General features: G+C 67.9%; 24 protein-coding genes and 1 other RNA gene. 10 read left to right on the top strand and 15 right to left on the bottom strand.

Translation table 11 applies throughout. The annotated features are described in order from the left end of the window. Positions 1 to 5: 5 nt before the first annotated feature. The 3 genes from dnaX to MX659_RS01705 form a co-directional block, all read right to left on the bottom strand. Positions 6 to 1,889 (bottom strand): DNA polymerase III subunit gamma/tau, encoded by a 1,884-nt coding sequence (gene dnaX, locus MX659_RS01715; RefSeq protein ID WP_267191753.1) that lies wholly within the window; start codon positions 1,887 to 1,889, stop codon positions 6 to 8. Positions 1,890 to 1,962: 73 nt separating this feature from the next. Further along, an RNA gene (ffs, locus tag MX659_RS01710) (signal recognition particle sRNA small type) lies at positions 1,963 to 2,058 on the bottom strand. 55 nt (positions 2,059 to 2,113) lie between these two features. Next, a complete protein-coding gene (locus MX659_RS01705) occupies positions 2,114 to 2,482 on the bottom strand; it encodes a response regulator (protein WP_267191752.1) in 369 nt (122 codons plus the stop codon). Positions 2,483 to 2,583: 101 nt separating this feature from the next. On the opposite strand from MX659_RS01705, the gene MX659_RS01700 reads away from it, so the two are divergent. Continuing rightward, on the top strand, positions 2,584 to 3,348 hold the full coding sequence (locus MX659_RS01700) for an alpha/beta fold hydrolase (RefSeq protein WP_267191751.1): 765 nt from the start codon (positions 2,584 to 2,586) through the stop codon (positions 3,346 to 3,348). Positions 3,349 to 3,362: 14 nt separating this feature from the next. Here MX659_RS01700 and MX659_RS01695 read toward each other — a convergent pair whose 3' ends face one another. Continuing rightward, positions 3,363 to 3,833 (bottom strand): HAD family hydrolase, encoded by a 471-nt coding sequence (locus MX659_RS01695; RefSeq protein ID WP_267191750.1) that lies wholly within the window; start codon positions 3,831 to 3,833, stop codon positions 3,363 to 3,365. Positions 3,834 to 3,879: 46 nt separating this feature from the next. Here MX659_RS01695 and MX659_RS01690 point away from each other — a divergent pair, with 46 nt between their 5' ends. Continuing rightward, positions 3,880 to 4,659: an ABC transporter ATP-binding protein gene (locus MX659_RS01690; RefSeq protein WP_267191749.1), complete on the top strand. Its 780-nt coding sequence runs from the start codon at positions 3,880 to 3,882 to the stop codon at positions 4,657 to 4,659. On the opposite strand, the gene MX659_RS01685 is transcribed toward MX659_RS01690, so the two are convergent. From MX659_RS01685 to MX659_RS01665, 5 genes are all read right to left on the bottom strand, one after another. After that, the gene (locus tag MX659_RS01685; RefSeq protein ID WP_267192486.1) at positions 4,644 to 5,543 is read right to left on the bottom strand and encodes a pseudouridine-5'-phosphate glycosidase; all 900 of its coding nucleotides are present in this window, start codon (positions 5,541 to 5,543) and stop codon (positions 4,644 to 4,646) included. The genes MX659_RS01690 and MX659_RS01685 overlap by 16 nt on opposite strands. A gap of 8 nt (positions 5,544 to 5,551) precedes the next feature. Beyond that, on the bottom strand, positions 5,552 to 6,466 hold the full coding sequence (locus MX659_RS01680; RefSeq protein WP_267191748.1) for a carbohydrate kinase family protein: 915 nt from the start codon (positions 6,464 to 6,466) through the stop codon (positions 5,552 to 5,554). A 109-nt stretch (positions 6,467 to 6,575) separates the two neighbouring features. Beyond that, positions 6,576 to 6,779 (bottom strand): cold-shock protein, encoded by a 204-nt coding sequence (locus MX659_RS01675; RefSeq protein WP_267191747.1) that lies wholly within the window; start codon positions 6,777 to 6,779, stop codon positions 6,576 to 6,578. Between the two features lie 147 nt (positions 6,780 to 6,926). Continuing rightward, complete coding sequence (locus MX659_RS01670) at positions 6,927 to 7,766, bottom strand: amidohydrolase family protein (RefSeq protein ID WP_267191746.1); 840 nt, start codon at positions 7,764 to 7,766, stop codon at positions 6,927 to 6,929. After that, entirely contained in the window at positions 7,763 to 8,071 is a 309-nt protein-coding gene (locus MX659_RS01665) for a MoaD/ThiS family protein (RefSeq protein WP_267191745.1), read from the bottom strand. The genes MX659_RS01670 and MX659_RS01665 overlap by 4 nt, the downstream gene beginning before the upstream one ends. A gap of 159 nt (positions 8,072 to 8,230) precedes the next feature. Here MX659_RS01665 and MX659_RS01660 point away from each other — a divergent pair, with 159 nt between their 5' ends. Both MX659_RS01660 and MX659_RS01655 read left to right on the top strand, forming a co-directional pair. Next, entirely contained in the window at positions 8,231 to 9,187 is a 957-nt protein-coding gene (locus MX659_RS01660; protein WP_267191744.1) for a GGDEF domain-containing response regulator, read from the top strand. A gap of 26 nt (positions 9,188 to 9,213) precedes the next feature. Further along, positions 9,214 to 9,744, top strand: coding sequence for a PaaI family thioesterase (locus MX659_RS01655; RefSeq protein WP_267191743.1), 531 nt, complete (start codon positions 9,214 to 9,216; stop codon positions 9,742 to 9,744). Here MX659_RS01655 and MX659_RS01650 read toward each other — a convergent pair. Both MX659_RS01650 and ccsA read right to left on the bottom strand, forming a co-directional pair. Continuing rightward, positions 9,699 to 10,316, bottom strand: a complete 618-nt coding sequence (locus tag MX659_RS01650; protein WP_267191742.1) for a hypothetical protein — start codon at positions 10,314 to 10,316, stop codon at positions 9,699 to 9,701. The genes MX659_RS01655 and MX659_RS01650 overlap by 46 nt on opposite strands. Positions 10,317 to 10,329: 13 nt before the next feature. After that, positions 10,330 to 11,298, bottom strand: coding sequence for a cytochrome c biogenesis protein CcsA (ccsA, locus tag MX659_RS01645; protein ID WP_267191741.1), 969 nt, complete (start codon positions 11,296 to 11,298; stop codon positions 10,330 to 10,332). A 37-nt stretch (positions 11,299 to 11,335) separates the two neighbouring features. On the opposite strand from ccsA, the gene MX659_RS01640 reads away from it, so the two are divergent. Genes MX659_RS01640 through MX659_RS01630 form a run of 3 tightly spaced genes read left to right on the top strand, consistent with a single transcriptional unit; the run spans position 11,336 to position 13,821 of the window. Further along, positions 11,336 to 12,298, top strand: a complete 963-nt coding sequence (locus MX659_RS01640; protein ID WP_267191740.1) for a polysaccharide deacetylase family protein — start codon at positions 11,336 to 11,338, stop codon at positions 12,296 to 12,298. A gap of 9 nt (positions 12,299 to 12,307) precedes the next feature. Continuing rightward, the gene (locus tag MX659_RS01635; protein ID WP_267191739.1) at positions 12,308 to 13,084 is read left to right on the top strand and encodes an endonuclease V; all 777 of its coding nucleotides are present in this window, start codon (positions 12,308 to 12,310) and stop codon (positions 13,082 to 13,084) included. After that, positions 13,081 to 13,821: a DUF72 domain-containing protein gene (locus MX659_RS01630; protein WP_267191738.1), complete on the top strand. Its 741-nt coding sequence runs from the start codon at positions 13,081 to 13,083 to the stop codon at positions 13,819 to 13,821. The genes MX659_RS01635 and MX659_RS01630 overlap by 4 nt, the downstream gene beginning before the upstream one ends. Here the strand turns inward: MX659_RS01630 and MX659_RS01625 are convergent. Both MX659_RS01625 and MX659_RS01620 read right to left on the bottom strand, forming a co-directional pair. Beyond that, positions 13,818 to 15,599, bottom strand: a complete 1,782-nt coding sequence (locus MX659_RS01625) for a ferrous iron transporter B (protein ID WP_267191737.1) — start codon at positions 15,597 to 15,599, stop codon at positions 13,818 to 13,820. The two genes, MX659_RS01630 and MX659_RS01625, sit on opposite strands and share 4 nt — an antisense overlap. Then, complete coding sequence (locus MX659_RS01620) at positions 15,596 to 16,003, bottom strand: FeoA family protein (protein ID WP_267191736.1); 408 nt, start codon at positions 16,001 to 16,003, stop codon at positions 15,596 to 15,598. Before MX659_RS01620 ends, MX659_RS01625 begins: the two co-directional genes overlap by 4 nt. Before the next feature lie 134 nt (positions 16,004 to 16,137). On the opposite strand from MX659_RS01620, the gene MX659_RS01615 reads away from it, so the two are divergent. The 3 genes from MX659_RS01615 (at position 16,138) to MX659_RS01605 (ending at position 19,154) form a co-directional block, all read left to right on the top strand. Next, positions 16,138 to 16,968 carry an SDH family Clp fold serine proteinase gene (locus tag MX659_RS01615; RefSeq protein ID WP_267191735.1) on the top strand — a complete coding sequence of 277 codons (831 nt, stop codon included), beginning with the start codon at positions 16,138 to 16,140 and terminating at the stop codon, positions 16,966 to 16,968. A gap of 22 nt (positions 16,969 to 16,990) precedes the next feature. Then, on the top strand, positions 16,991 to 18,460 hold the full coding sequence (locus tag MX659_RS01610) for a bifunctional metallophosphatase/5'-nucleotidase (RefSeq protein ID WP_267191734.1): 1,470 nt from the start codon (positions 16,991 to 16,993) through the stop codon (positions 18,458 to 18,460). Between the two features lie 88 nt (positions 18,461 to 18,548). Further along, positions 18,549 to 19,154 carry a thymidine kinase gene (locus MX659_RS01605; protein WP_407674462.1) on the top strand — a complete coding sequence of 202 codons (606 nt, stop codon included), beginning with the start codon at positions 18,549 to 18,551 and terminating at the stop codon, positions 19,152 to 19,154. 70 nt (positions 19,155 to 19,224) lie between these two features. Here MX659_RS01605 and MX659_RS01600 read toward each other — a convergent pair whose 3' ends face one another. Together MX659_RS01600 and MX659_RS01595 are read right to left on the bottom strand one after the other, a co-directional pair. Further along, positions 19,225 to 20,139: a ribokinase gene (locus MX659_RS01600; RefSeq protein ID WP_267191732.1), complete on the bottom strand. Its 915-nt coding sequence runs from the start codon at positions 20,137 to 20,139 to the stop codon at positions 19,225 to 19,227. After that, positions 20,132 to 21,064, bottom strand: a complete 933-nt coding sequence (locus MX659_RS01595; RefSeq protein ID WP_267191731.1) for a nucleoside hydrolase — start codon at positions 21,062 to 21,064, stop codon at positions 20,132 to 20,134. The genes MX659_RS01600 and MX659_RS01595 overlap by 8 nt, the downstream gene beginning before the upstream one ends. Positions 21,065 to 21,067 lie beyond the last annotated feature (3 nt).

Below are 21,067 nucleotides of genomic sequence, written 5' to 3'. Positions count from 1 at the left end.
TCCTTCTAGCTCTGCGAACCGTCGTCCGCATCGCCGATCGTTCGTTCTTCCACGACAGTCGCCCCGAGCTCCGCCATCAGGCGGGCCTCGATGTCGTCCGCTCCAACAGCTCCAGATGCCGCGCTCGGCGCCCGCTCTGTCGTCGTCGCAGGGTCGGCTGCAGGCACCGGGGCCTTCTCCACGCCTTCGACGGCGCCGCGGTCTTCGGAAAGGGCGCTTTGGCCCGGTTCTTCGGCGCGCGCGACCGGCTCGTCCGCGCTCGCAGCTGCCGCTTCGGCGCGCGCGACCGGCTCGTCCACGCGCTCCGCAGGCGACGAGGCGCCCTCGCGCCCGAGCCGGAACTCGATCGGCGCTACGGTGCCGAGCACGCGCTCGATCGCGGCCTTGAGAAGCGCCAGCGTCTCGGGCTCGCGCGCCATGTCCATCGAGAACGCGCGGTCGCGCGGGAACTCGACGACGATGGCGTCTCCGACGACTTCCGGCTCCGTCGAGTCGAATAGGTGCGATCGCGCCGGCTTCTTCTTGCGGACCTCCGCGATGATCGCCGGCCACGAGCGCTTCACCGTGCGCGGGTCGAGCGCACCTGCCCCTGCCGCCGCCTCCGGGGTTGCGTGCTGCGTCGTCCGGCTCAGTGGTTCCGGGCGTGGCGATGCAGCGGGCTTCTCGGGCTTCGCTTTCGCGCTGCTCGCCTCCGGCCTGGCCTTGCGCGCAGGAACGGGGGCCGGCGCCGGAGCGCCGGAGCGCAACGCGTCTTCCACCGCTTCGATGCGCTCGGCGAGCGCTTCGAGCGTGAGGTCGGACTCCGGCCTCGCCAAGCGCGTGAGCGCCACCTCCAGCGCAAGACGGACGTCGGCAGCGTTGCGCATCGCGCTCATGAGCTCGTCGAGCACGTCGAGCATGCGGACCACCCGCGCCTGGCCGAGCTCGCGCGCCTGGCGCCGCAGACGGCGCAGATCGTCTGCCGGAACGTCGAGCGCGAGACCTGGGTCGTCGAGCACGAGCGCCACGAGCAGGTCCCGTGCGTGCCGCGCGAGCGCGAGCGCGAACTCAGCGAGGTCTGCGCCGCGCTCCGAGAGTCCCGCGACGAAGCCGAACAGCTCGCCGAGGTCTCCCGCGGCAAGCAGGTCGACGACCTCGAAGAGCTCTTCAGAGCCGACCTCCCCCAGAAGCCCCTCTGCGTCTTCAAGGGTCACCGGGCCTGACGCGAACGACGCGAGCTGCTCGAGCGTCGTGATCGCGTCGCGCATGCCGCCTGCGGCGTGCCTGGCGATGAGCGAGAGCGCCGCGTCTTCCACCTCGACGCCTTCGGCCCCGGCGATGTGCTTCAGCCTCTCGGCGATCTCCTCGACCGACAGCCGCCGGAACTCGAAGCGCTGACACCGCGAATGGATGGTCTCCGGCACCTTCTGCGGATGGGTGGTGCACAGCACGAACACCGTGTTGGGCGGGGGTTCTTCGAGCGTTTTCAGCAGCGCGTTGAACGCTGCTGCAGACAGCATGTGCGCCTCATCGATGATGTAGACCTTGTACCGGCCCCTCGTCGGCGCGTAGCTCACGCGGCCGATGATCTCCTCCCTGACGGCGTCGACGCCCGTGCGGGAGGCGGCGTCGAGCTCGTAAACGTCCGGGTGGCTGCCCTCGGCGATCTGGCGGCAGTCCTCGCAGGTGTCGTCCGGCTCGCCCGTGGGACCGGCCTGGCAGTTGAGCGCCTTAGCGAGCAGCCGGGCCGTCGTCGTCTTGCCGGTACCGCGGGGCCCGGTGAAGAGGTACGCGTGCGCCACAGCGCCCTCTTCGACAGCGTTGCGGAGGGTCCGCTCGATGTGTGCCTGGCCGACGACGTCGTCGAACGTCTGCGGCCGGTACTTGCGGTACCAGGACTGGTGTGCCACGCGAGACGCCCTTCCGCTCCTCGCCGCAGCGATGCCTGCAGCGTTTGCGCTTCTCGATGCGCAGCGCATGCCCTCACGACGCGTCCCGGACACCCGGCAGAGGCCGCTTATGGCTGCTTCCTCCCGGACCTGACCAGGTTCACGACGTGCCGCCGCCCGGGACGCGACGTGAGGGAGCGCTGCACTCCGCAGTATACCGCGGGCTACGACATCTCCGAGCGAGCCTACTGGCCGATGACTTCGCCGATGCGGCGGAGCAGCACATCGATGTCGACCGGCTTGGTGATGTAGTCGTCGCAGCCGGCCTCCAACGCCCGTGCGCGGTCGCCCTTCATCGAGTGCGCCGTGAGCGCGAGCACAGGAATCGACGCGAACCGCTCGTCCGACTTGATACGGCGCGTCGCCTCGTAGCCGTCGATCTTCGGCAGCTGCACGTCCATCAGGATGACGTCAGGACTGTGGACCGGCACGGCCTCGACGGCCGCCTCCCCGTCTTCGGCGGAGACGACCTCGTATCCGCTCTTCTCAAGAAGGAAGGTAAGGAGGTACCGGTTCTGCGGATTGTCCTCGACGAGCAAGACCTTGCGCTTCATGATTCCCTCGCTGCATCGGCGGATACAGGGTACCACCTTTTGTGTCGTTCGTCGCTGGGTGCCTGACGAGCGGTATACTCGTTGCGGTGAAGGGAGGGCCCGTGCTGCGCATCCGTCTTGGCCGTCTCGGTATCGCATTCGCGGCCGTTGTGGCCGTGACCGCTCTGGCCGTCGGGCTGTGGCTCGCCACCCCGCTCGGCCCGGATGCCCGCGCGGTCGAAGCCCTCGCGCCCGGAGACGGCATCTCCGTCGCCCACACGGACTGGGGCTGGGAGTTCTGGCCTTCGAGCTCTGAGCCCGCCACCGGCGTCGTCATCTACCCCGGAGGCCGCGTCGATCCTCGCTCGTACGCGCCGCTCGCGCGGGGCCTTGCGCAGGCCGGCTACCGCGCGATCATCGTGAAGATGCCCGCGAACCTCGCCGTCCTCGCGCCCAACGCGGCCGATTGCGCGATAGAAGCACACCCGAAGATCCAGCGCTGGGCGATTGTCGGCCACTCGCTCGGAGGAGCGATGGCAGCAGCGCACGTCGCCCAGAGGCCCGGCCGGTATGCAGCGCTCGTGCTTCTCGCGGCGTACCCGCCTTCCTCCACCGACCTGTCCCAGACCCGCATTGCCGTGGTCGCCCTTGCCGGCAACCGCGACACCGTTCTTGACACCGGCGCGTTCGAGGCAGCTCGCTCCCGACTGCCGCGTAGCAGCCTCGTGGCGACTGTGGAGGGCGCGAACCATGCGCAATGGGGCTCCTACGGGCGGCAGCGCGGTGACTCACAAGCCGCGATCCCTCCCGAGGTGCAGGAGGCGATCGCCGTGGATGCGGTGCGACGGGCGCTCGGCGACGTGCCGCGTGACGAGAAGACCCCGTAGCCGCCCTCTAGGACCTACCGCCTGAGCGTCGCGACCAGACGACGCGGATCGAGCACGAGGTCGAGCGCGTCTCGGACGTCTGTCACTGCCACGTCGGCCGAGCGGAGCGCCGCGACGGCGGCCCCCTCGCGCCCGATCACGCAGATGCCCACGACTGCAGCGTCGAGCATCTCGTCGTCGTTCGCTCCGTTGCCGACCGCCACGACAGCGTCCGCACCCAACGCGCGCACGACCTCCAGCTTCTGGCGCGCCTCGTTGCCGCGCTCGATGACGTGGATCTCGATCCCTGTCCTGTCGCGGAGCGCAGCGGCCGTTCCGTGCGTGTCGGCGGTGATGGCCGTGACAGTGACGAGCTCGCGTAGGCGCTCGAGCCGCTCCGCAACGCCCTCGAGAAGCGCACCATCGCATGCGATGGTGCCATTGACGTCGAGCACAAGGTGCTGGATGGTCGCGAGCCCCCTGCCCGGGATGTCGATACGGATCATGCCGCCCTCCCTGTCCGCGTCTGTGCGCGTAGCGTACCATGTGCCCGTGACTGCACCGCTCATCGAGATACGCGACGCGACGGTGGTCCGGGACGGCCGGCCGCTGCTTGCTGTAGAGCGCTTCTCGCTCACAACAGGCGAGCGCATCGCCGTACTCGGCCCCAACGGTGCAGGCAAGTCGACGCTCGTCCGCTTGCTCACCCGCGACGTCCTCCCCGTGCATACGCCCACATCGGCGGTGCTCGTCGACGGCGACCCGCGCCTGCCGCTGTTCGAGGTCCGGGCGCTGCTCGGCATCGTGTCCGACGTGCTGCAATCGGACTACGACCGCGCGGTGCGGGTGGAAGACGTCGTGCTATCGGGATTCTTCGGCTCCATCGGGCTGTACCGCGGACACGACGTCACAGCCGAGATGCGGCAGGCTGCGATCCACGCGATGCGGGAGATGGGTGTCGACCACCTCGCTCGCCGGACGATCGACACCCTGTCGACCGGCGAGGCGCGGCGCACGCTCATCGCCCGCGCGCTGGTGAGCGACCCGGCGGCGCTCGTCCTCGACGAGCCCTGCCACGGGCTCGACCCAGGCGCGGCCTGGCACTTCCGGCAGGTGCTGAGCCGGCTGGCTCGGGCGGACCGCGCGCTCGTGATCGTCACGCACCACGTGGAAGACATCGTCCCCGAGATCGATCGCGTCGTGCTCATGAAGGGCGGCCGCGTCGCGGCGGACGGACCGAAGTGGGACGTCCTGACGAGCGCTCGGCTCTCGGACCTGTTCGGCTGCCCGCTCGAGGTGGAGGAGCGCAACGGCGCCTACCGCATCTGGTAGGCATGCGCGATCCGCGCAGCCAGGCGCACGTTGCTGTACACGAGCGCCTTGTTCGCCTGCTCGCTCCGCCCTCCGGACATCTCGTGGATCCGAGCGAGCAAGAACGGTGTGACCGCCTTGCCGGATATGCGCTGACGGTCGGCATCGCGAAGCGCCGCCTCCACTGCCGCTTCGACCTCCGCGGGCGGGATCTCGTCGTGCGGGGCGATCGGGTTCGCGATCACCTCGCCTCCCGGCATGTCGAGCTCGTCGCGCACGCGCAGCACGCGGGCTGCTTCGCCCGGGTCCTGAAGCCGCGCGTCGACCGGAAAACCGCTGGTCCGCGTGTAGAAGGCCGGGAAATCGTCGGTCTGGTAGCCGAGAACAGGCACTCCGCGCGTCTCGAGGTACTCCAGCGTCCGTCCGATGTCGAGCACCGACTTCGCGCCTGCGCACACCACCGCGACGCGCGTGCGCGCCAGCTCCTCGAGATCCGCCGAGACGTCCATCGTCGACTGGCCGCCTCGGTGCACGCCGCCGATCCCCCCTGTCGCGAAGATGCGGATGCCGGCCCGCCGGGCGATCGCCATGGTCGCGGCCACCGTCGTCGCCCCTGTGCGCCCGAGCGCGACGAGCGTGCCGATGTCGCGCGTGCTCGCCTTCGCGACGTCTTTCGCGGCCGCGAGCCGCTCGATGTCGCTTCGCGAAAGCCCCACCCTGACGACGCCGCCGACGATCGCGATGGTCGCAGGCACGGCACCTTCCTCGCGCGCGACGCGCTCGGCCGTGAGCGCGCACTCGAGGTTCGCCGGGTAGGGGAATCCGTGCGAGATGATCGTCGACTCCAGGGCGACAACCGGCAGGCGCTTCTCGAGCGCCTCAAGGACCTCCGGAGCCACCTGCATGATCTCGCTCACGCGAGCGCCTCCTCAGCACGCCGCATAACCGACTCGAGGCTGATGGCCTCGCTCACAGTCCGCTCGCTCTCGAGCGCGAATGCTGCCATCGCCGCTGCGAACGCAAGCATCCGCGGAGGGTCGAAGCCAGCCACGGTGCCGTACACGACGCCTGCCATGAACGCATCGCCTGCGCCTGTCGCGTTCGCCGCTCGGACAGGGATCGCCTTGAAGGGCACCCTCGATCCGCCTTCGGCCAGCAACCCGCCGTTGGCGCCTTCGGTCAGGATCGCGCGATGCACCCCACGGGACTGCAGCTCTTCTGCTGCTCGCGCAAGGTCTTTCGATGCCGTGCCGGTGATGGCCGCGGCTTCGTCTGCATTCGCCTTGAGCGTGTGCATGCCGGCGAGACACCGGCCGATGCGCGACGCCTTGGTGACGGACACCGCGTCTGCCATCACCGGCCTGTCGCGCCACTGCTCGCACGACCAGGCGATCGTCGCCTCGGGAAGATTCGCGTCGAGCACGATCGCGTCCGCCCCTTCGATGGCTGCCCTGAACTGCTCGACCGCCTCCGGCACCAGGCGCTCGATCGCGCGCATGTCCGACACGCCACCGACCGGAAGCCCTGCCTCGTCCACGATGCAGACGTACCGTGGGCACGGCAGACCCGGCGCGGGCGCGACGCGGACGTCGATGCCGAGGCGACGGCACTCCGCCACGAGCGCCTCCGACTCCACGCCTTCGCCGACCGCCGTGACGAGCCGCACGTCGCAACCGAGGCGGGCGAGGTTCTCGGCGACGTTGCGTCCCACGCCTCCCGGACTGATCCGCACGGTCCCTGGCGCGGAGTCGCCGGGGATCACCGGCGCGCCGGCCAGCCCGAAGATGTCCGTGTTCGCGCCTCCGATGACTGCCACCGTGAGCGGCACCGCGCCTCCTTCCTGGCCGTCCTTCTCCATCATATCCCGAGCCTCTGACAGAAAAACGGAGGGGCGGCCCCAGATGGACCGCCCCTCCGCACGCTTGCGCGGTTTCTGTTTAGAGCTTGCGGACGTTCGCCGCCTGCTTCTTGCCGTTCTGGCCGTCAGCGATCTCGAACTCCACAGCCTGACCCTCGTCGAGGCTCTTGAAGCCGTCGCCCTGGATCGCGCTGAAGTGGACGAACACGTCGTCCCCGCCCTCATGCGAGATGAAGCCGTAGCCCTTGTCCGGGTTGAACCACTTGACCGTTCCCTGTGCCATGCAAACCATTCCTTCCGCCCCGCAGGGCAAAACAAAGCGACGTGACGCTTCCCGCGACACGCGGGTGTCACGCCGCGAATCCGTGGGCCTTCCATCCGGCCCGCATCGCACTATACGCGACTTCTTGGAAGATTGCACGCTTTTTCTTCAGTCCATACCGAGCAGCGACGCGGCGTTGCTCCACACGATGCGTTCGACGTCTTGCGGATCGAGCCCGCAGGACCGCACCGCCTGAAGCGCGGCCGCCGCGTCGGTCCACGGTCCATCGCTCGCGAACAGCACCCGATCGGCGCCGTACGCCTTGACGAGGTCGCGGAACTCCGCCGGCTTGAAGAACTCGGTCGCGTGCGAGGTGTCCAGGTACACGGGCGCGCCAGCGAGGATCCGCACGGCCTCGTCCCACATCCGGTAGCCGCCCATGTGCGCGAGCACGAAGGTGGTTTCGGGATGGCGCTCGGCGAGCCTGGCGAAGGTCTGCGGCTCGCCGGAAACGGTCTCGAAGTTAGGATCCTCTCCGGCGTGGAAGAGCACGATGAGCCCGAGCCGCCCGCACGCGTCGTACACGCTGCGCATGCGCTCGTCTTCCGGGTGGAACGACTGGAACTCGGGATGCAGCTTGATGCCCACGAGCCCGAGAGCGGCAAGGCGCTCCAGCTCCTCCACGGCATTCTCGAGCCCTGGGTGGATGGCGCCGAGCGCCCGAATCCGCCACGAGGTGCGCGACGCCGTCCAGTCGTTGATCGACCGTACTTGGGATGGCTTCGTGGCCACCGGAGCCAGCACCGACACGCCGACGCCGGCACGGTCCATCTCAGCAAGCAGCCCTGCGAGAGTGCCGTCGTAGTACGCTCGCATGTGCGTCCGGTCGATCATGCCCGCGAGCGCCCGACCCGCCACGTCTTCCGGGAAGACGTGCGTGTGGAAGTCGATGACGCGGTACGCAGGCAGCCGATCCGCCGGCACACGCACGCGATCGCGCTCCGTCACGTCCAGCTCTCCCGCTTGCCCGCGTCGTACAGCCCGAGGAACACCCGGTGCGGGCCCGGCGTCCCCTTCGGCACGAAGGCGACCCGTTGGCCCGGGAAGATCACGCGATCAGCGCCGTAGACCCTGCCGTCGACGAACACGCCTTCGATGAGGTCCAGCGGAAGGCCGGCCTGCCGAGCCATGTCGCGCGCCATCATGCCGCCTGACGGGACTGCGACCTCGAGGGTCGCCGGCTTGCCTCGCTCGAGCGCCCACGTGCGGAGCGCGCCGAACAGCCGCGCCCGCACGACTTGGGATCCGTCCATGCCGCTCCTTCCGTCGCCACGGCTATCATACCCGCACAGACCACCAGGTGCAGGGATTGCCACGAGCGGGAAGAATGCTACTGTGGCAAGAGGTGGACGCTCGTCGCGAATGGCTGAAGGGGGACATCGCGGCTGCGCGGGAACGGGACGGGTGAGAACGTGAAGCGCACCGCAGCGCACAAAGGCACCGTGCTGATCGTGGAGGACTCCCAGACGCTGCGCCAGATGACGCAGATGACCCTCGAAGAGCGCGGCTACACCGTGCTCACCGCGAACGACGGCGTGGGGGCGCTGCAGGCGCTCGCCGAGACCATCCCGGACATCATCGTGCTCGACATCAACCTCCCCGACATCGACGGCTTCGAGGTGTGCAAGCGCGTCAAGGCCGATCCGCGCACACGGTACGTGCCCGTGATCATGGCGACCGGCCTCGGCCGCTCCGGCTTCGAGGTCATGTCGATCGAATCGGGCGCCGACGACTTCATCGCCAAACCCATCGACCCGTTGGTTCTGGACGCGCGCATCGAGATGGTGGTCCGCCGGATGCGGCGCGAGCGCTTCGCGAACGCGCTCACGGGGCTGCCGTCGAACGCGCTCACCGAAGAGCGGCTAGGATTCCTGCTTGCGCGCCGCAAACCGTTCGCTGTCATCTTCTTCGACATCGACGACTTCCGCGCGTTCAACGTCCGCTACGGGCACGCGCGCGGCGATCTCTTGATCCGCCACGTCGCCGAGGTCGTGCTGGAGGCCGTGAACTTCGCGGAGTGCGGGGACGCCTTCGTCGGCCACCTCGGCGGGGACGATTTCGTGGTGACGTGCGACCCGGAGAAGGCCGAGGAGGTCGCGCGCAACGCCGTCGCTGCCTTCGACAGCAGCGTCTTGGACTTCTACGAGGACGAGGACCGCGAGAGCGGCGGCTTCGTCATCACCGACCGTACTGGCGAGAAGAAGCGCTTCGGGCCGCTTGCGCTCTCCGCAGCGGTCGTGCCTGTCGTCGAGCGATTCCCCACCTCGGTCATCGAGCTGATGGACGAGGGACATGACCTGCTCGAGTACGCCAAGCAGCAGCCTGGCAGCTTCGTTGCCGTCGAACGACGCGGCATCGGCCGCGGCTAGCGGCGTCGATCGGTCGAGGATCGCCCGTGATCCGGCACGCCGTCCGCCACGCACAGAACGTGAGCGCGTCGTGCTTCTGCTGCGGGCTCGAGAACCCTGCCGGGCTGCACGCGCAGTTCCTCGAGACCGAGGCCGACGAGGTCGTCGTGCTCTTCACGCCCACGCGCGAACATCAAAGCTACCCCGGTCGCCTGCATGGAGGCGTCGCGAGCGCGCTTCTGGACGAGGCCATCGGCCGAGCGGTCTCCATTCGCAACGCCGAAGCCTGGGGCGTGACGGTCGACCTGTCGGTCCGATACCGCAAGCCGGTGCCGATCGGCAGGCCCGCGATCCTCGTGGCGCGGATCGACGTCGACCGTGGCCGCATCTTCGAGGGGTCCAGCGAGATCGTGCTCGAGAACGGCGACGTCGCAGTGCAGGCCTCCGGCCGGTACGTGCGGCTGCCGATCGAGCGCATCGCCAAAGGCGACGTGCACGCCGAGTGGTTCCCCGACCCGCGCCCGGCACCCGCTTACGTGGAGCTGCCTGACGCCTCGGAAGGCGCACGCCGCGCATAGAACGACAGCGCCGAGCCGCCGGTGAGCAGGAGCGCCGAAGCGAGGAACGCCGGCAGCATCAGCGGCGATGACTGCAGCGCCACCACCGTCAAGGCGAACACGATGAAGCCGAGGTGCAGCAACCCCGAGCCGGCCTTCGCAGTCCCGCTCTCCGTGAGGTAACGAAGCCCTCCTGCGCCGGTCACCGTGAGCAGCACCACCGCGACCTGCAGGAGCGCCGACACGGCGAGATACGCTGCAAGCCCGGTGCGCAGCGAGCCCGTGAGCGCCCACGCAGCCGCACCAAGCCCCAGCCCGCCAAGCGAGACAGCGATAAGGGCGCTACGGGTGAACAGCCGCTTCGGGACGCACAGGCCCATGACGACGACAAGCGCGATCGCAAGCGGCGCTGCTACGGCGTTCATCGCCGAGACGAACACCGGATAGCCGCTCGCCTCCCACCCTGGCTGCGTCCGATACGCCCACCACGCGTACAGCGTTCCGACGAGCGACTGCACGCCGAGCGCGCCGAGCAGCGCGACGGTGGCGACCGTCAACGCGAAGTCCCACGATACGCGCTGCCGCTTCAGCATCGTGCTTCCTCTCTCACGCCACCGAGTGGACGCCTGGCACGAGGTACGTCGTGAGGTACGTGAGCACGAGCGCCACGAACGCCACGGCAGAGAGCACCGCTACGATCTTCCACATGCCAGGTCGCCGCAGGTACAGCCGTCCGTGGAGGTAGGCCGTGTACAGCGCCCACATCATGAGCGACATGTTGACCTTGCCCGACCACCACCATGCCTCGCCCTTCCAGGCGATGATCGCCCAGGGCATGCCAACGACCATGCCTGCTGTCAGCGGGAGGTAGCCAAGACGCGCCCAGCGGTACGCGGTCTGCTCATACGAGGAGCGCCGGTGCGCGACCATGAGCACGGTCGCGGCGAACGATACGGCGAAGGCGCCGTAGCTTAAGAACAGCAGCGGCGGATGCACCCACATGTACCACGCGTTGTAGAAGTACTGCCGCGAGCCTTCGATGGCAGCGAACGCCTGCGCAGCGGCCCGCGCGTCACCTGAGCCCCACGCGGCGAGGTAGCCCTGGTACTGCGCGAGGAAGTCCGGCAGCGGCGCCGTGAACGGACGGCCGATCGCGAGCGCCCCGGCAGCCAGCGCGGCAGCGGCCCCAGCGAGCAGCGGGCGCAGCTCGTCTCCGTGCCTCCTCGCCACCACCGCGATGATCGCCATAAGGAGCGCAAGCGCGTAGAGCTTCTCGGACTCGATCCACAACGGCAGCGCGAAGCCGCCGAGCACCTTCCCGGACTGCGGCTCCACCACGACGCACGTCTGGCCCAGGCGCACGTGGAACCAGCCGAGCGCCGCCTCGCCGAGCGTCAACGCAGCAAGCAGCGCGGCGGCCGCCTCGCGAAGCCGGCTTCGGAGCGCTGGGACGACGATCGTCAGCGCGACGAGCACGACGCACGCACCGATAAGAACAGCAAGCGGCCGCCCGAGCGAAGCGAGCGCGCCGGTGAGCGTGGAGATCCTCAGGGATATCGACGCAGGTGTCGGCATGGGCACAGTATACGGGTCGGCGAGGAGATCCGTTCTCGTGGCGGGTACGATGGTATCCAGCGAGCCGATGGAGGTAGCCGTGCAGCATGGCCGGACCGTTCTTGGTGCGCTTACCCTTATCGCGTTGCTGCTCGCGGCGGCATGCTCGCCTGCGCCGTGGCGCGCCCCCATCGAGCCGCTGCCGGACGCGACCGGGGAGCCCGCGGCGGTCGTCACGAGCGAGCAGCCCGGGATCGGCGGCGTCACGCGACAGCGCACTCCCTCACCGGAACCGGACGGGTCTGTCACAGAGATCGGTCCAGCGCCTGCAGACAACAGCCTCAGAAGCTGGTACTACACGCCGAACGCGAAGCATCAGGTGCCCGCGGTGCCGGCAGCGGCCTCGGCGTTGCTCGATCGCTACCGCGGCCGCTACGTCGGTCCGGACCCGCGGCGTGTGTACCTCACCTTCGATGCCGGCTACGAGAACGGGCAGACGTCGCACATCCTCGACGCGCTCGCGCGCAACCACGTGAAGGCGACCTTCTTCGTCACTGAGAGCTACGTGCGCGCCAACCCCGACCTCGTGCGCCGCATGGTGCGCGAGGGGCACGCGGTCGGCAACCACAGCGCCACGCACCCTTCGATGCCGTCGCTCGCGAACGATCCGGCCGCGTTCGCGCGTGAGATGACGCGCGTGGAAGACGCGTTCGCCGAGGTGACCGGCGGCGCGCGCCTCGCGCGCGTCTTCCGGCCACCGAAAGGCGAGTACAGCGCGCTTTCGCTCTACCGTACGGCCGCGCTCGGCTACGAGTCCGTCTTCTGGAGCTTCGCGCACCGCGACTGGGTGGTCGACGACCAGCCGCCCGTCGACGTAACGGTACGACGCATCCTCGACGGGAGCCACCCCGGTGCCATCTACCTGCTGCACGCGGTCTCGTCGAGCGATGCAGACGCGCTCGACGAGGCCATCGCCGGGCTGAGAGACCAAGGCTACGGGTTCGGGATGCTCGGGAAGTGAGGTGCTGCGGTGAACGCACGGGCGACACCGCCACCGCTCGGCGCCGACGCGCCGCGCGAGCATCCGTGGCGCGTGAGCCGGCGCCAGGCCGCGGACATCCAGCGCCGGCTCGCTACGCTCGTCGTCCAAGCGCCCCTTCCGGCGTCAGGCCCAGGCTCGCCTCTCGTGGCGGCCGGGCTCGACGCCGCCTACGCTCTCGACGGATCGGCGATGTGGGCGGCGGCCGTCGCCATGGACCGCGGCCTCCGCGTCCTTGACGTCGCCATCGTCGAAGGCGAGCCGGACTCGCCGTACGCACCCGGCTACCTCGCGTTCCGCGAGGGGAGGTTGCTCCTGGCAGCGCTTCGAGCGCTCCGGTCTGCCCCCGGTGTCGTGTTCGTGGACGGGCACGGCGTCGTGCACGAGCGCGGGCTCGGCCTCGCTTCGCACCTCGGCGTGCTCGCAGGCGTGCCGACCGTCGGCGTCGCAAAGACGCCGTTCCACGCGATCGATCGCTCGCCGGGACCGGAGCGCGGCGAGGCGCTGGTGCTGACGAAGGAGTGGGGCGCGCACGGTGCGGCGGTGCGGTTGAAGTCCCGCTCGAAGCAGGTCTACGTCTCCCCGGGGCACCTCACCGACCTCGACAGCGCGATCGCGCTCGCGCTCGAATGGTCGACGGGCCGCCGGCGTGTGCCAGAGCCGCTGGCGCTCGCACACACCGCCTCTGTGCTCGCCCGGAACGCCGCCCGCGGGGTCACGGAGGCAGCAGCCGCGCTGCGAGCGCTCGAGGAGGGACGACCGCGATGAGCTCCACGCCTCTCGGCCGCCTGCTCGTGGGGACGAGCGGCTGGTCGTATCCCCACTGGACCGGGGTCGTCTACCCGCGCGGCCTTCCGCCCGCCCAGCGTCTCGCGAGCTACGCCGAGCGCTTCGCGACGGTGGAAGTCAACGCGACCTTCTACCGCACGCCCAGCGAACGGGCTGTCGACGCGTGGCGCGACGCCACACCGCCAGGCTTCGTCTTCGCCGTGAAGGGCTCGCGGCTGGTCACGCACGTCCGCCGGCTGCGGGACGTCGCCGAACCCGTCAGCGGCTTCCTCGAGCGCGTCGCGCGCCTGGGCCCCAAGCTCGAGGTGGTCCTGTGGCAGCTGCCGCCATCGCTCGTTCGCGACGATGCACTCCTCGAGGCCTTCCTCGCGCTGCTGGATTGCACGCCCCTTCGTCATGCGATCGAGTTCCGCCACGAGTCGTGGCTGGCAGAAGAGGTGTTCTCGCTTCTGCGACGTCACGACGTCGCCATGGTGAACGTGAGCAGCGAGACGCTGCCTGCCCGGTTCGTGGCGACGGCCTCCTTCGTGTACGCGCGCTTCCACGGGCTTCCGTTGTACCGCGGCGCCTACGACGAGACTGCGCTCGAGCCGTGGGGCACCTACCTCGCGCGCGAACGCGAGAGCGGGCGCGACTGCTACGTGTATTTCAACAACGACGCGGAAGGTCACGCGCCACGTGATGCGCTTCGCCTGCTGCGGATGCTCGGTGGCTAGAAGACCAGGTTCATCACGACGCCGGTGGTGAGCGAGGTCGCCACCATGATGCCGGTCGCGAGCGCGGTCTTCTTCGCGCCGAGCTCGCGCAGGAGCACCGTGTATGACGCCACGCATGGGAACGTCACCGCAAGCATCACCGACGCTTTCACGAGGGCCAGCGGCGGGAGGGACAATGGCGCCAGCATGCCGACCGCGAGGTCCTTCCGGAAGAAACCGAGGACGATTGCGAGCGCGGTCTCCGGCGGCAATCCGAACAGCGTGCGCATCGCTGGAGCGATCGCAGCCGCGATGCTCTCGAACACGCCCGTGTGGCTCACGATACCGATGACGGCCACGCCGATGAGCACGACGGGCGTCGCGTCCAAGAGGTAGCCCTTGAGCCGCATCCACAGCTTCTTCGCAAGGGTACTCCACGACGGCAGACGGTACGGCGGGATCTCAAGCAGCATCTCCGGCAAGAAGTCCTTGCTGGTCAGCCGCAGTATGGTGCCGAGCACGAACCACACGACCGCTAGCGCCCCGTAGACGAGCGCGACGTACTTGATGCCGAAGGGCGCCAGGAGTGCCATGATCATCGCTTGCAGCGCGGCGCACGGCACGCCGACAGAAATCAGCGTGGCTGCGATGAACCGCTCGCGAGGCGTATCGAGCACGCGCGTCGCGAGGATGCCCGGAACGTTGCAGCCGAACCCCAAGATGACCGGGATGACCGCGTAGCCGTGCAGCCCCAGCCGGTGCATGACGCCGTCGAGCAACACGGCGAGACGTGGTAGGTAGCCGACGTCTTCTAGGACGCCGAGAACCACGTAGAACGCGATCACGTACGGCATCACTGCCCCGAGGCTCACGTACAGACCGGTGCTGAGCACGCCGAGCGACAGCGAGAAGTCGATCTGCCGCACGCCATCGACCACGACGTACGAGCCGACGAGCAGATCGTGCAGGAGCCCACCCCCGCCGAGCGCGGACGACAGCGCCTCGATGACGGGGCGCCACAACCGCTCGAAGAGCGGATCTGTGACGTAGGAGATGATGGACTCGCCGATCAGCCGCACAGCCGCAAACGACGCCAGGATGACGAGGATCCCGAACGGGATCCCTGTGACGGGACGGATGCTGATCTCTTCGACGACGTCGCGCCAGGTGTGGTGCCGATGCTCAAGCTGCTGGACCTCGGTGACGATCGTACCGACTTCGGCCCAGAGGTCCTCGTATTCGAGCGGTTCCGGCGCAGGCGCATCTGCTACCTGCTCGATCGCGCGCACGAGATCGGGCAGACCCTCGCCCGAGACCGCCGAGGTCGCGACCACGGGCACCCCGAGAATCTCGGACAGCCGCGCGAGGTCGATGTGGACGCCGCGGTGCCTAGCCTCGTCCCACAGATTGAGCGCGACGACCATCGGAAGACCCATCGCGCGGAGCTGCAACGTGAGCGCGAGGTTGCGTTCGAGGTTGGTGGCGTCGACCACGTTCACGATGATCCCGCCGTCCCTCAGCACGCGGCACGCGACCTCCTCGGCCGGGCATGTCGGCTCAAGGCTGTACGATCCTGGGACGTCTATGACCGGCACCTGCTCGCCGCCGAGCCGCATGCGGCCCTCGAGGAAGCTGACGGTGGTGCCAGGGTAGTTCGACGAGACCGTCCCAACTCCGGTCAGGCGCGAGAAGACGACGCTTTTCCCGACATTCGGATTGCCGACCAAGAGCACGCGGCGTGGGCCGCGGCCCTCCAGCGAGAGCTCGCTACCGGTGGAGCAGCAGGCTGCGTCGCTCACTGCTCGGACTCCTGCGTCCCGCCAGAGTCACGCAGCGGTTGCACGACGACACGCTCGGCCATGCCTCGCCCGAGGGCGACCCGCACACCGTCGCAGTCGATCATCACCGGACCGCTCCCGGGCATCGTTCCCAGCTTCCTGATGCGCTTGCCCGGCAGGATGCCCAGGTTGTGCAGGCGCGCCGCCAGGTGGTGGCCGCCTTCGATGCGCACCACGGTGGCGGGTTCGTCATCTGCCAGCACGCAGATGCTCGGCTCGCCGTCGCGGGACACCGAGCCGGCGGCCCTGCCGTATCCCCTGCCGTATCCCCTGCCGTATCCCCTGCCGTATCCGTACTGCTGTCTGCGCACGCTCATCACGTCGTCCTCCACGCGAAGCTCGCCATGGTATTCGTAGTCGTTCACGCTGCATCTTAGCATATGCTAAGAAATCCGCAAGACCTCTTGCGCGTGGTGTTGCGCCGTCGGTCGCGCACTGGAATACTGCAGGCAACGGCGTGCTGTTGCATCTCTTCGCGTGTGATAGCAGGGGGTGGGCAGTGGACTTCTTCTCGCTGGTGTGGCTCTTCTTCATCCTGTCGTCGCTGCAGCCGGTGCTGCGTCAGCGCATGCTGCAGATGGAGCGCTTGCGCACCATAGCCCGGCTGGAGCGGGAGCGCGGCAGCCGCGTCATCGTGCTCATCCACCGGCAAGAGACCATGAGCCTGCTGGGCTTCCCGATCTTCCGCTACATCGACATCGACGATTCCGAAGCGATACTCCGTGCGATCAAGATGACCGACGACGACGTGCCTATCGACGTCGTGATCCACACTCCTGGCGGGCTGGTGCTCGCCGCCGAGCAGGTCGCTCGGGCGCTGTGCCGACATCCGGCGAAGGTCACGGTCTTCGTCCCGCACTACGCGATGTCAGGCGGCACGCTCATCGCGCTTGCGGCCGACGAGATCGTCATGGACGAGAACGCCGTCTTGGGGCCCGTCGACCCGCAGCTTGGCCAGCAGCCTGCCGCGTCTGTCCTGCGCGTGCTCGAGCAGAAGCCAATCGACAAGGTCGACGACGAGACCCTTATCCTCGCCGACGTGGCAGCCAAAGCGATACGCCAGGTGAAAGAGACGGTCATCGAGCTCGTGGAGGAGCGCATGGACCGCGCGGCGGCCGAGCAGCTCGCCGAAACGCTCGCAACAGGCGTCTACACGCACGACTACCCGATCACCGCTCGCCAAGCGCGCGATCTGGGGCTGCCCGTGACGACAGAGCTGCCGCAGCTCGTGTACGACATCATGGCGCTCTATCCGCAGACCGCCCAGCGGCGGCCGTCAGTCGAGTACATCCCGAGCCCGCGGTCGAAGGGCCCGGTTGACATGGGCTGAAGCGGATACGGGGAGGGACACCATGGGAGGGACGCGGAGATTCACCATCCTGCACTCCAACGACATGCACGGAGATTTCCTTGCCGAGCAGGCCGCGGGGGGCGGTCCTCTCACCGGCGGGCTGCCGCTGCTCTCAGGCTATCTCAACAAGGTCCGCGCTGAGGAGGAGAACGTCATCTACGCGATCTCGGGCGATATGCTGCAGGGCTCCATCATCGACTCCGACTTCAAAGGCGTCTCGACCATCGAGATCATGAACTACCTCGCGCCCGACATCGTCGGGCTCGGCAACCACGAGGTCGACTACGGGGTTCCGCACCTGCTCTTCCTGGAGAAGATCGCCAACTTCCCCATCGTGAACGCGAACCTGTACATCAAGCCCTTCAACAAGCGGATGATGCGACCGCACTACGTCATGAAGAAGGCCGGGCTGGACATCCTGTTCACGGGGATCCTGACCGAGAAGGCGCTCGACGCGATCAAGCTCGACGAGCTCATCGGGACGTTCGTGGACATCCGGGAGGCCGCGGACGAAGTGGGCCGGATCTGCAACGCCTACCGCAACGACGACATCGACCTCACCGTCCTGCTCACGCACATCGGTTTCGAGTCGGACAAGGAGCTCGCGGCAGCGCTCGACCCAGCGTGGGGCGTTGACATGATCATCGGCGGCCACTCCCACACCGTGCTCTCAGAGCCAGCGGTCGTCAACGGCGTGCTGATCGTGCAGGCGGGAACCGGAACCGACCAGATCGGCCGGTTCGACATCGTCGTCGACGACGACACGAACAGCATCGTCGAGTGGCGGTGGCAGCTCATCCCGATCGATGAGAACATCGCCGCACCCGACCGCGAGCTGATGGAGTTCATCGATTCGTTCAAGACGATCGTCGACCGCAAGTACGGCGTCGTGCTTTGCAAGCTCGCCCACGAGCACACGCACCCCGAGCGTTCTATCGAAACGTCGCTTGGCGACCTTGTCGCCGACGCGCTCGCGGAGCAGCTTGCCATCGACGTCATGCTGCTCGGAGCAGGCTCCGTGCGCGTGGAGCGCTTCGGGCCGACGGTCACGCTCATGGACCTCATGTCGTGCTTCCCGTACGACGACAGCATCACCCGCTTCACTGTCACAGGCGCGACACTGCGCGCGATGCTCGAGCACTGGATGCGTCCCGAGAACCGGCTGTCCGGCGAGGGCGAGTGCTATGAGGTGAACGGCGCGGTCCGCGCACGGTACAGCGATGCGGAGCGTCGCCTCGTGTCGCTGAGCGTGCACGGCATGCCCGTCGCCGACGACGACCTCGTCACCGTGGGGCTGCAGGGCTACCACATCAGCAACTGCGAGCCGTACCTGGGCGTCACGCCTGAGCAGCTTCAAGCCGCTGGCCCGTCGAAGGTCGTGACGACCTCCGCCCGCCAGGTCATCGACGAGTGGCTGCGCGCGAACCAACACGTGAGCCGACGTGTCGAGGGGCGGCTCGTGTACGAGTAGGTCCCCGCGCGCTCAAGACCACCGCGCCGCCCTCTCTCTTCCGAGCGACGCCCAGGAGGACGGTCGTATGCAGTCTCGCGTTCGCGTTATGCTGTTCCCGGTCGATTCCGGCAAGGAGGAAGCAGTGGGCGCACGCGCAGGCCGTCTCCACGTGATCGCGGGGTGCATGAGCAGCGGCAAGACGGGCGAGCTCATCCGCCTGCTCTCGCGACACGCGGTCACCGGCGAGAGCATCGTCATCTACAAGCACTCGGTGGACTCGCGCGACGGCTGCAAGGCGCGTTCGCGGCTCGGCACCGAGATGGAGGCGCGCGTCGTCGACGGTCCCGAGGGCATCGACGGCAGCGACTGCCGCGTGGTGGCGATCGAGGAGGCGCAGTTCTTCGGCGACGGACTGGTTCCGGTCGTCCGACGGCTGCTGGCCGAGGGCCGCCTCGTGTACGTCACGGGCCTCAACCAGGACTTCCGCGGAGAGCCCTTCGGCGTGATGCCGACTCTTATGGCGCTCGCGGACGAGCTCTCGCTGCTCACCGCGATCTGCCAGAAGTGTCATGGCATCGCCACGCGCACTCAGCGCATCATCGACGGGAGGCCCGCTCCGTGGGACTCGCCGCTCATCCTCGTCGGAGGCGCCGACTACTACGAGGCTCGCTGCCCTGACTGCCACGAGGTCCCCGGCAGGCCGGGAGAGTAGCGAATACGCGCGGAGACGAAGGGGTCGGGTTCGAGGCGAAGTGCCGCCGGATTCCGAAGGGCAATCGGGCTCACTTCGCTGGCGAGCATGCGCCGAACCGGCGCTCAACCTCCTCCCGGCTCGGTATTGCAGCCATCGCACCCTTTCGCTCCGTCGTGACGGCCGCTGCCTTGACCGCCCATCTCGCGGCGTCAACGAGTCCCCACCCCTCAAGCAGACCGTCGACCAGCGCCGCACAGAATGTGTCCCCCGCGGCCGTAGCATCTACCGCCTCAACGGGCATGGCAGGCACGTGGACGTAGGCCCCGCCCTCCACGACAAGCGCTCCTTCTTTGCCGAGCGTCACCACCACCCCGCGCGAGACAGGCAGGCTGCTCGCAAGCTTCGCAATCTCGTCCATCCCACCCGGCTCATGAGATCCGAAGAGGCTCCCAAGCTCATAGCGGTTGGGCACCAACACGTCTACGCGCGACAGAAGCTCCGCCGGAATCGGCCGGGCTGGAGCAGGATTGAGAACAAACAGCCCTGTGCAAAGCCTCGCGGCACTTTCGACGGCCTCAGCAGGAATCTCCTGCTGGACTAGCAGCGCTTTCGCTCCCGCAATCGCCTGAGAATGTCGATTCAGCATGTCCGGGCCCACGGCCATGTTCGCACCTGGCGATACCACGATTGTGCTCTCGCCATTGGGTTCAACGAATACAAAGGCCTGCCCTGTGGGGTCTTCTACCTCGACAACATCATCGACTGAGACCCGTTCTGATCGCAGCACTTCCCGCATCCACGCTCCGTCAGAATCCCTTCCGACCGCGCCGATCATCGCCGTCTTTCTCCCGAGACGTGCGAGGGCCACCGCCTGGTTCGCCCCTTTGCCGCCGGGGCCTATCCGCACAGGACCACCGAGAAGCGTTGCTCCTCGCGTCGGCGCGACAGGCACTTCGACGGCGCGATCCACGTTGATGCTGCCGATGACTGCTACTTCATGCATAGGTGGAGATCGCCTCGATAAGCAGCTGCCAGAACCGAGGTGCATCGAGCCGCATCGCAACACGGGCGTTGTCTGGTTCCCCGGTCAGGTGGTGCAGGTCGACGCACGTGGCGCCAGCGGTGTAGCGACCCTGGGTCTCCACTCGCACAGGCGCCGAGATGACCTCCACAACAGAAGGATCGACGACACGAGCGACCGCCACAGGATCGTGGACAGGCGGCGATGCGAACCCCCACGTCCTGCGATAGCTGTCAGAGAAGAAGGCCAGCAGCTCCGCACACAGATCGCCCACGCGGGTCCCCAGCGAACGCAGCCGTTCCATGATGTCTGGCGTCGCGAGCGCTTGGTGTGTCACGTTCAATCCGCACATCGTCACTGGCACACCGGAGCGGAACACGATATCGGCAGCCTCCGGGTCGACTCGAATATTGAACTCCGCGTACGGGGTGTCGTTGCCACGCTCAGTCGAACCGCCCATCAAGACGATTTCGCGAATCTTGGGCTTGAGCTCAGGGTGCGCCGCCAACACAAGCGCGATGTTCGTGAGTGGCCCAGTCGGTATGAGCGTGATGGGCTCGGGCCACTCCCGCAACAATCGGACGATGATGTCGTGCGCGCTCTCCTCAGCCTCAGGGACGGTCGGCTCTCCCCACTGCGGACCGTCCAAGCCCGACTCTCCGTGGACGTACTCGCCAATGTGGAGCGAGCGAACGAGAGGGCCTTCCGCTCCTCGCGCGATGGGAATCGTGGTGATGCCCGCAACCGAACAGACCCGCCGCGCGTTCAGCACGCACTTTTCCACGGTCTGGTTGCCACCACAGGTGGTGATTGCGAGCAACTCCACTGCAGACGAGGCCGCCGCGAAAAGAATCGCGAGAGCGTCATCATGACCGGGATCGCAATCCAATATGACTGGCACCGGCATGGG

It is taken from the genome of Parvivirga hydrogeniphila (genome assembly GCF_023371205.1).
Classification (GTDB): Bacteria; Actinomycetota; Coriobacteriia; order Anaerosomatales; family Anaerosomataceae; genus Parvivirga; species Parvivirga hydrogeniphila.
The sequence above is the reverse complement of the archived record's forward strand: the minus strand, read 5'-3'. Positions and strand labels throughout refer to the sequence as shown.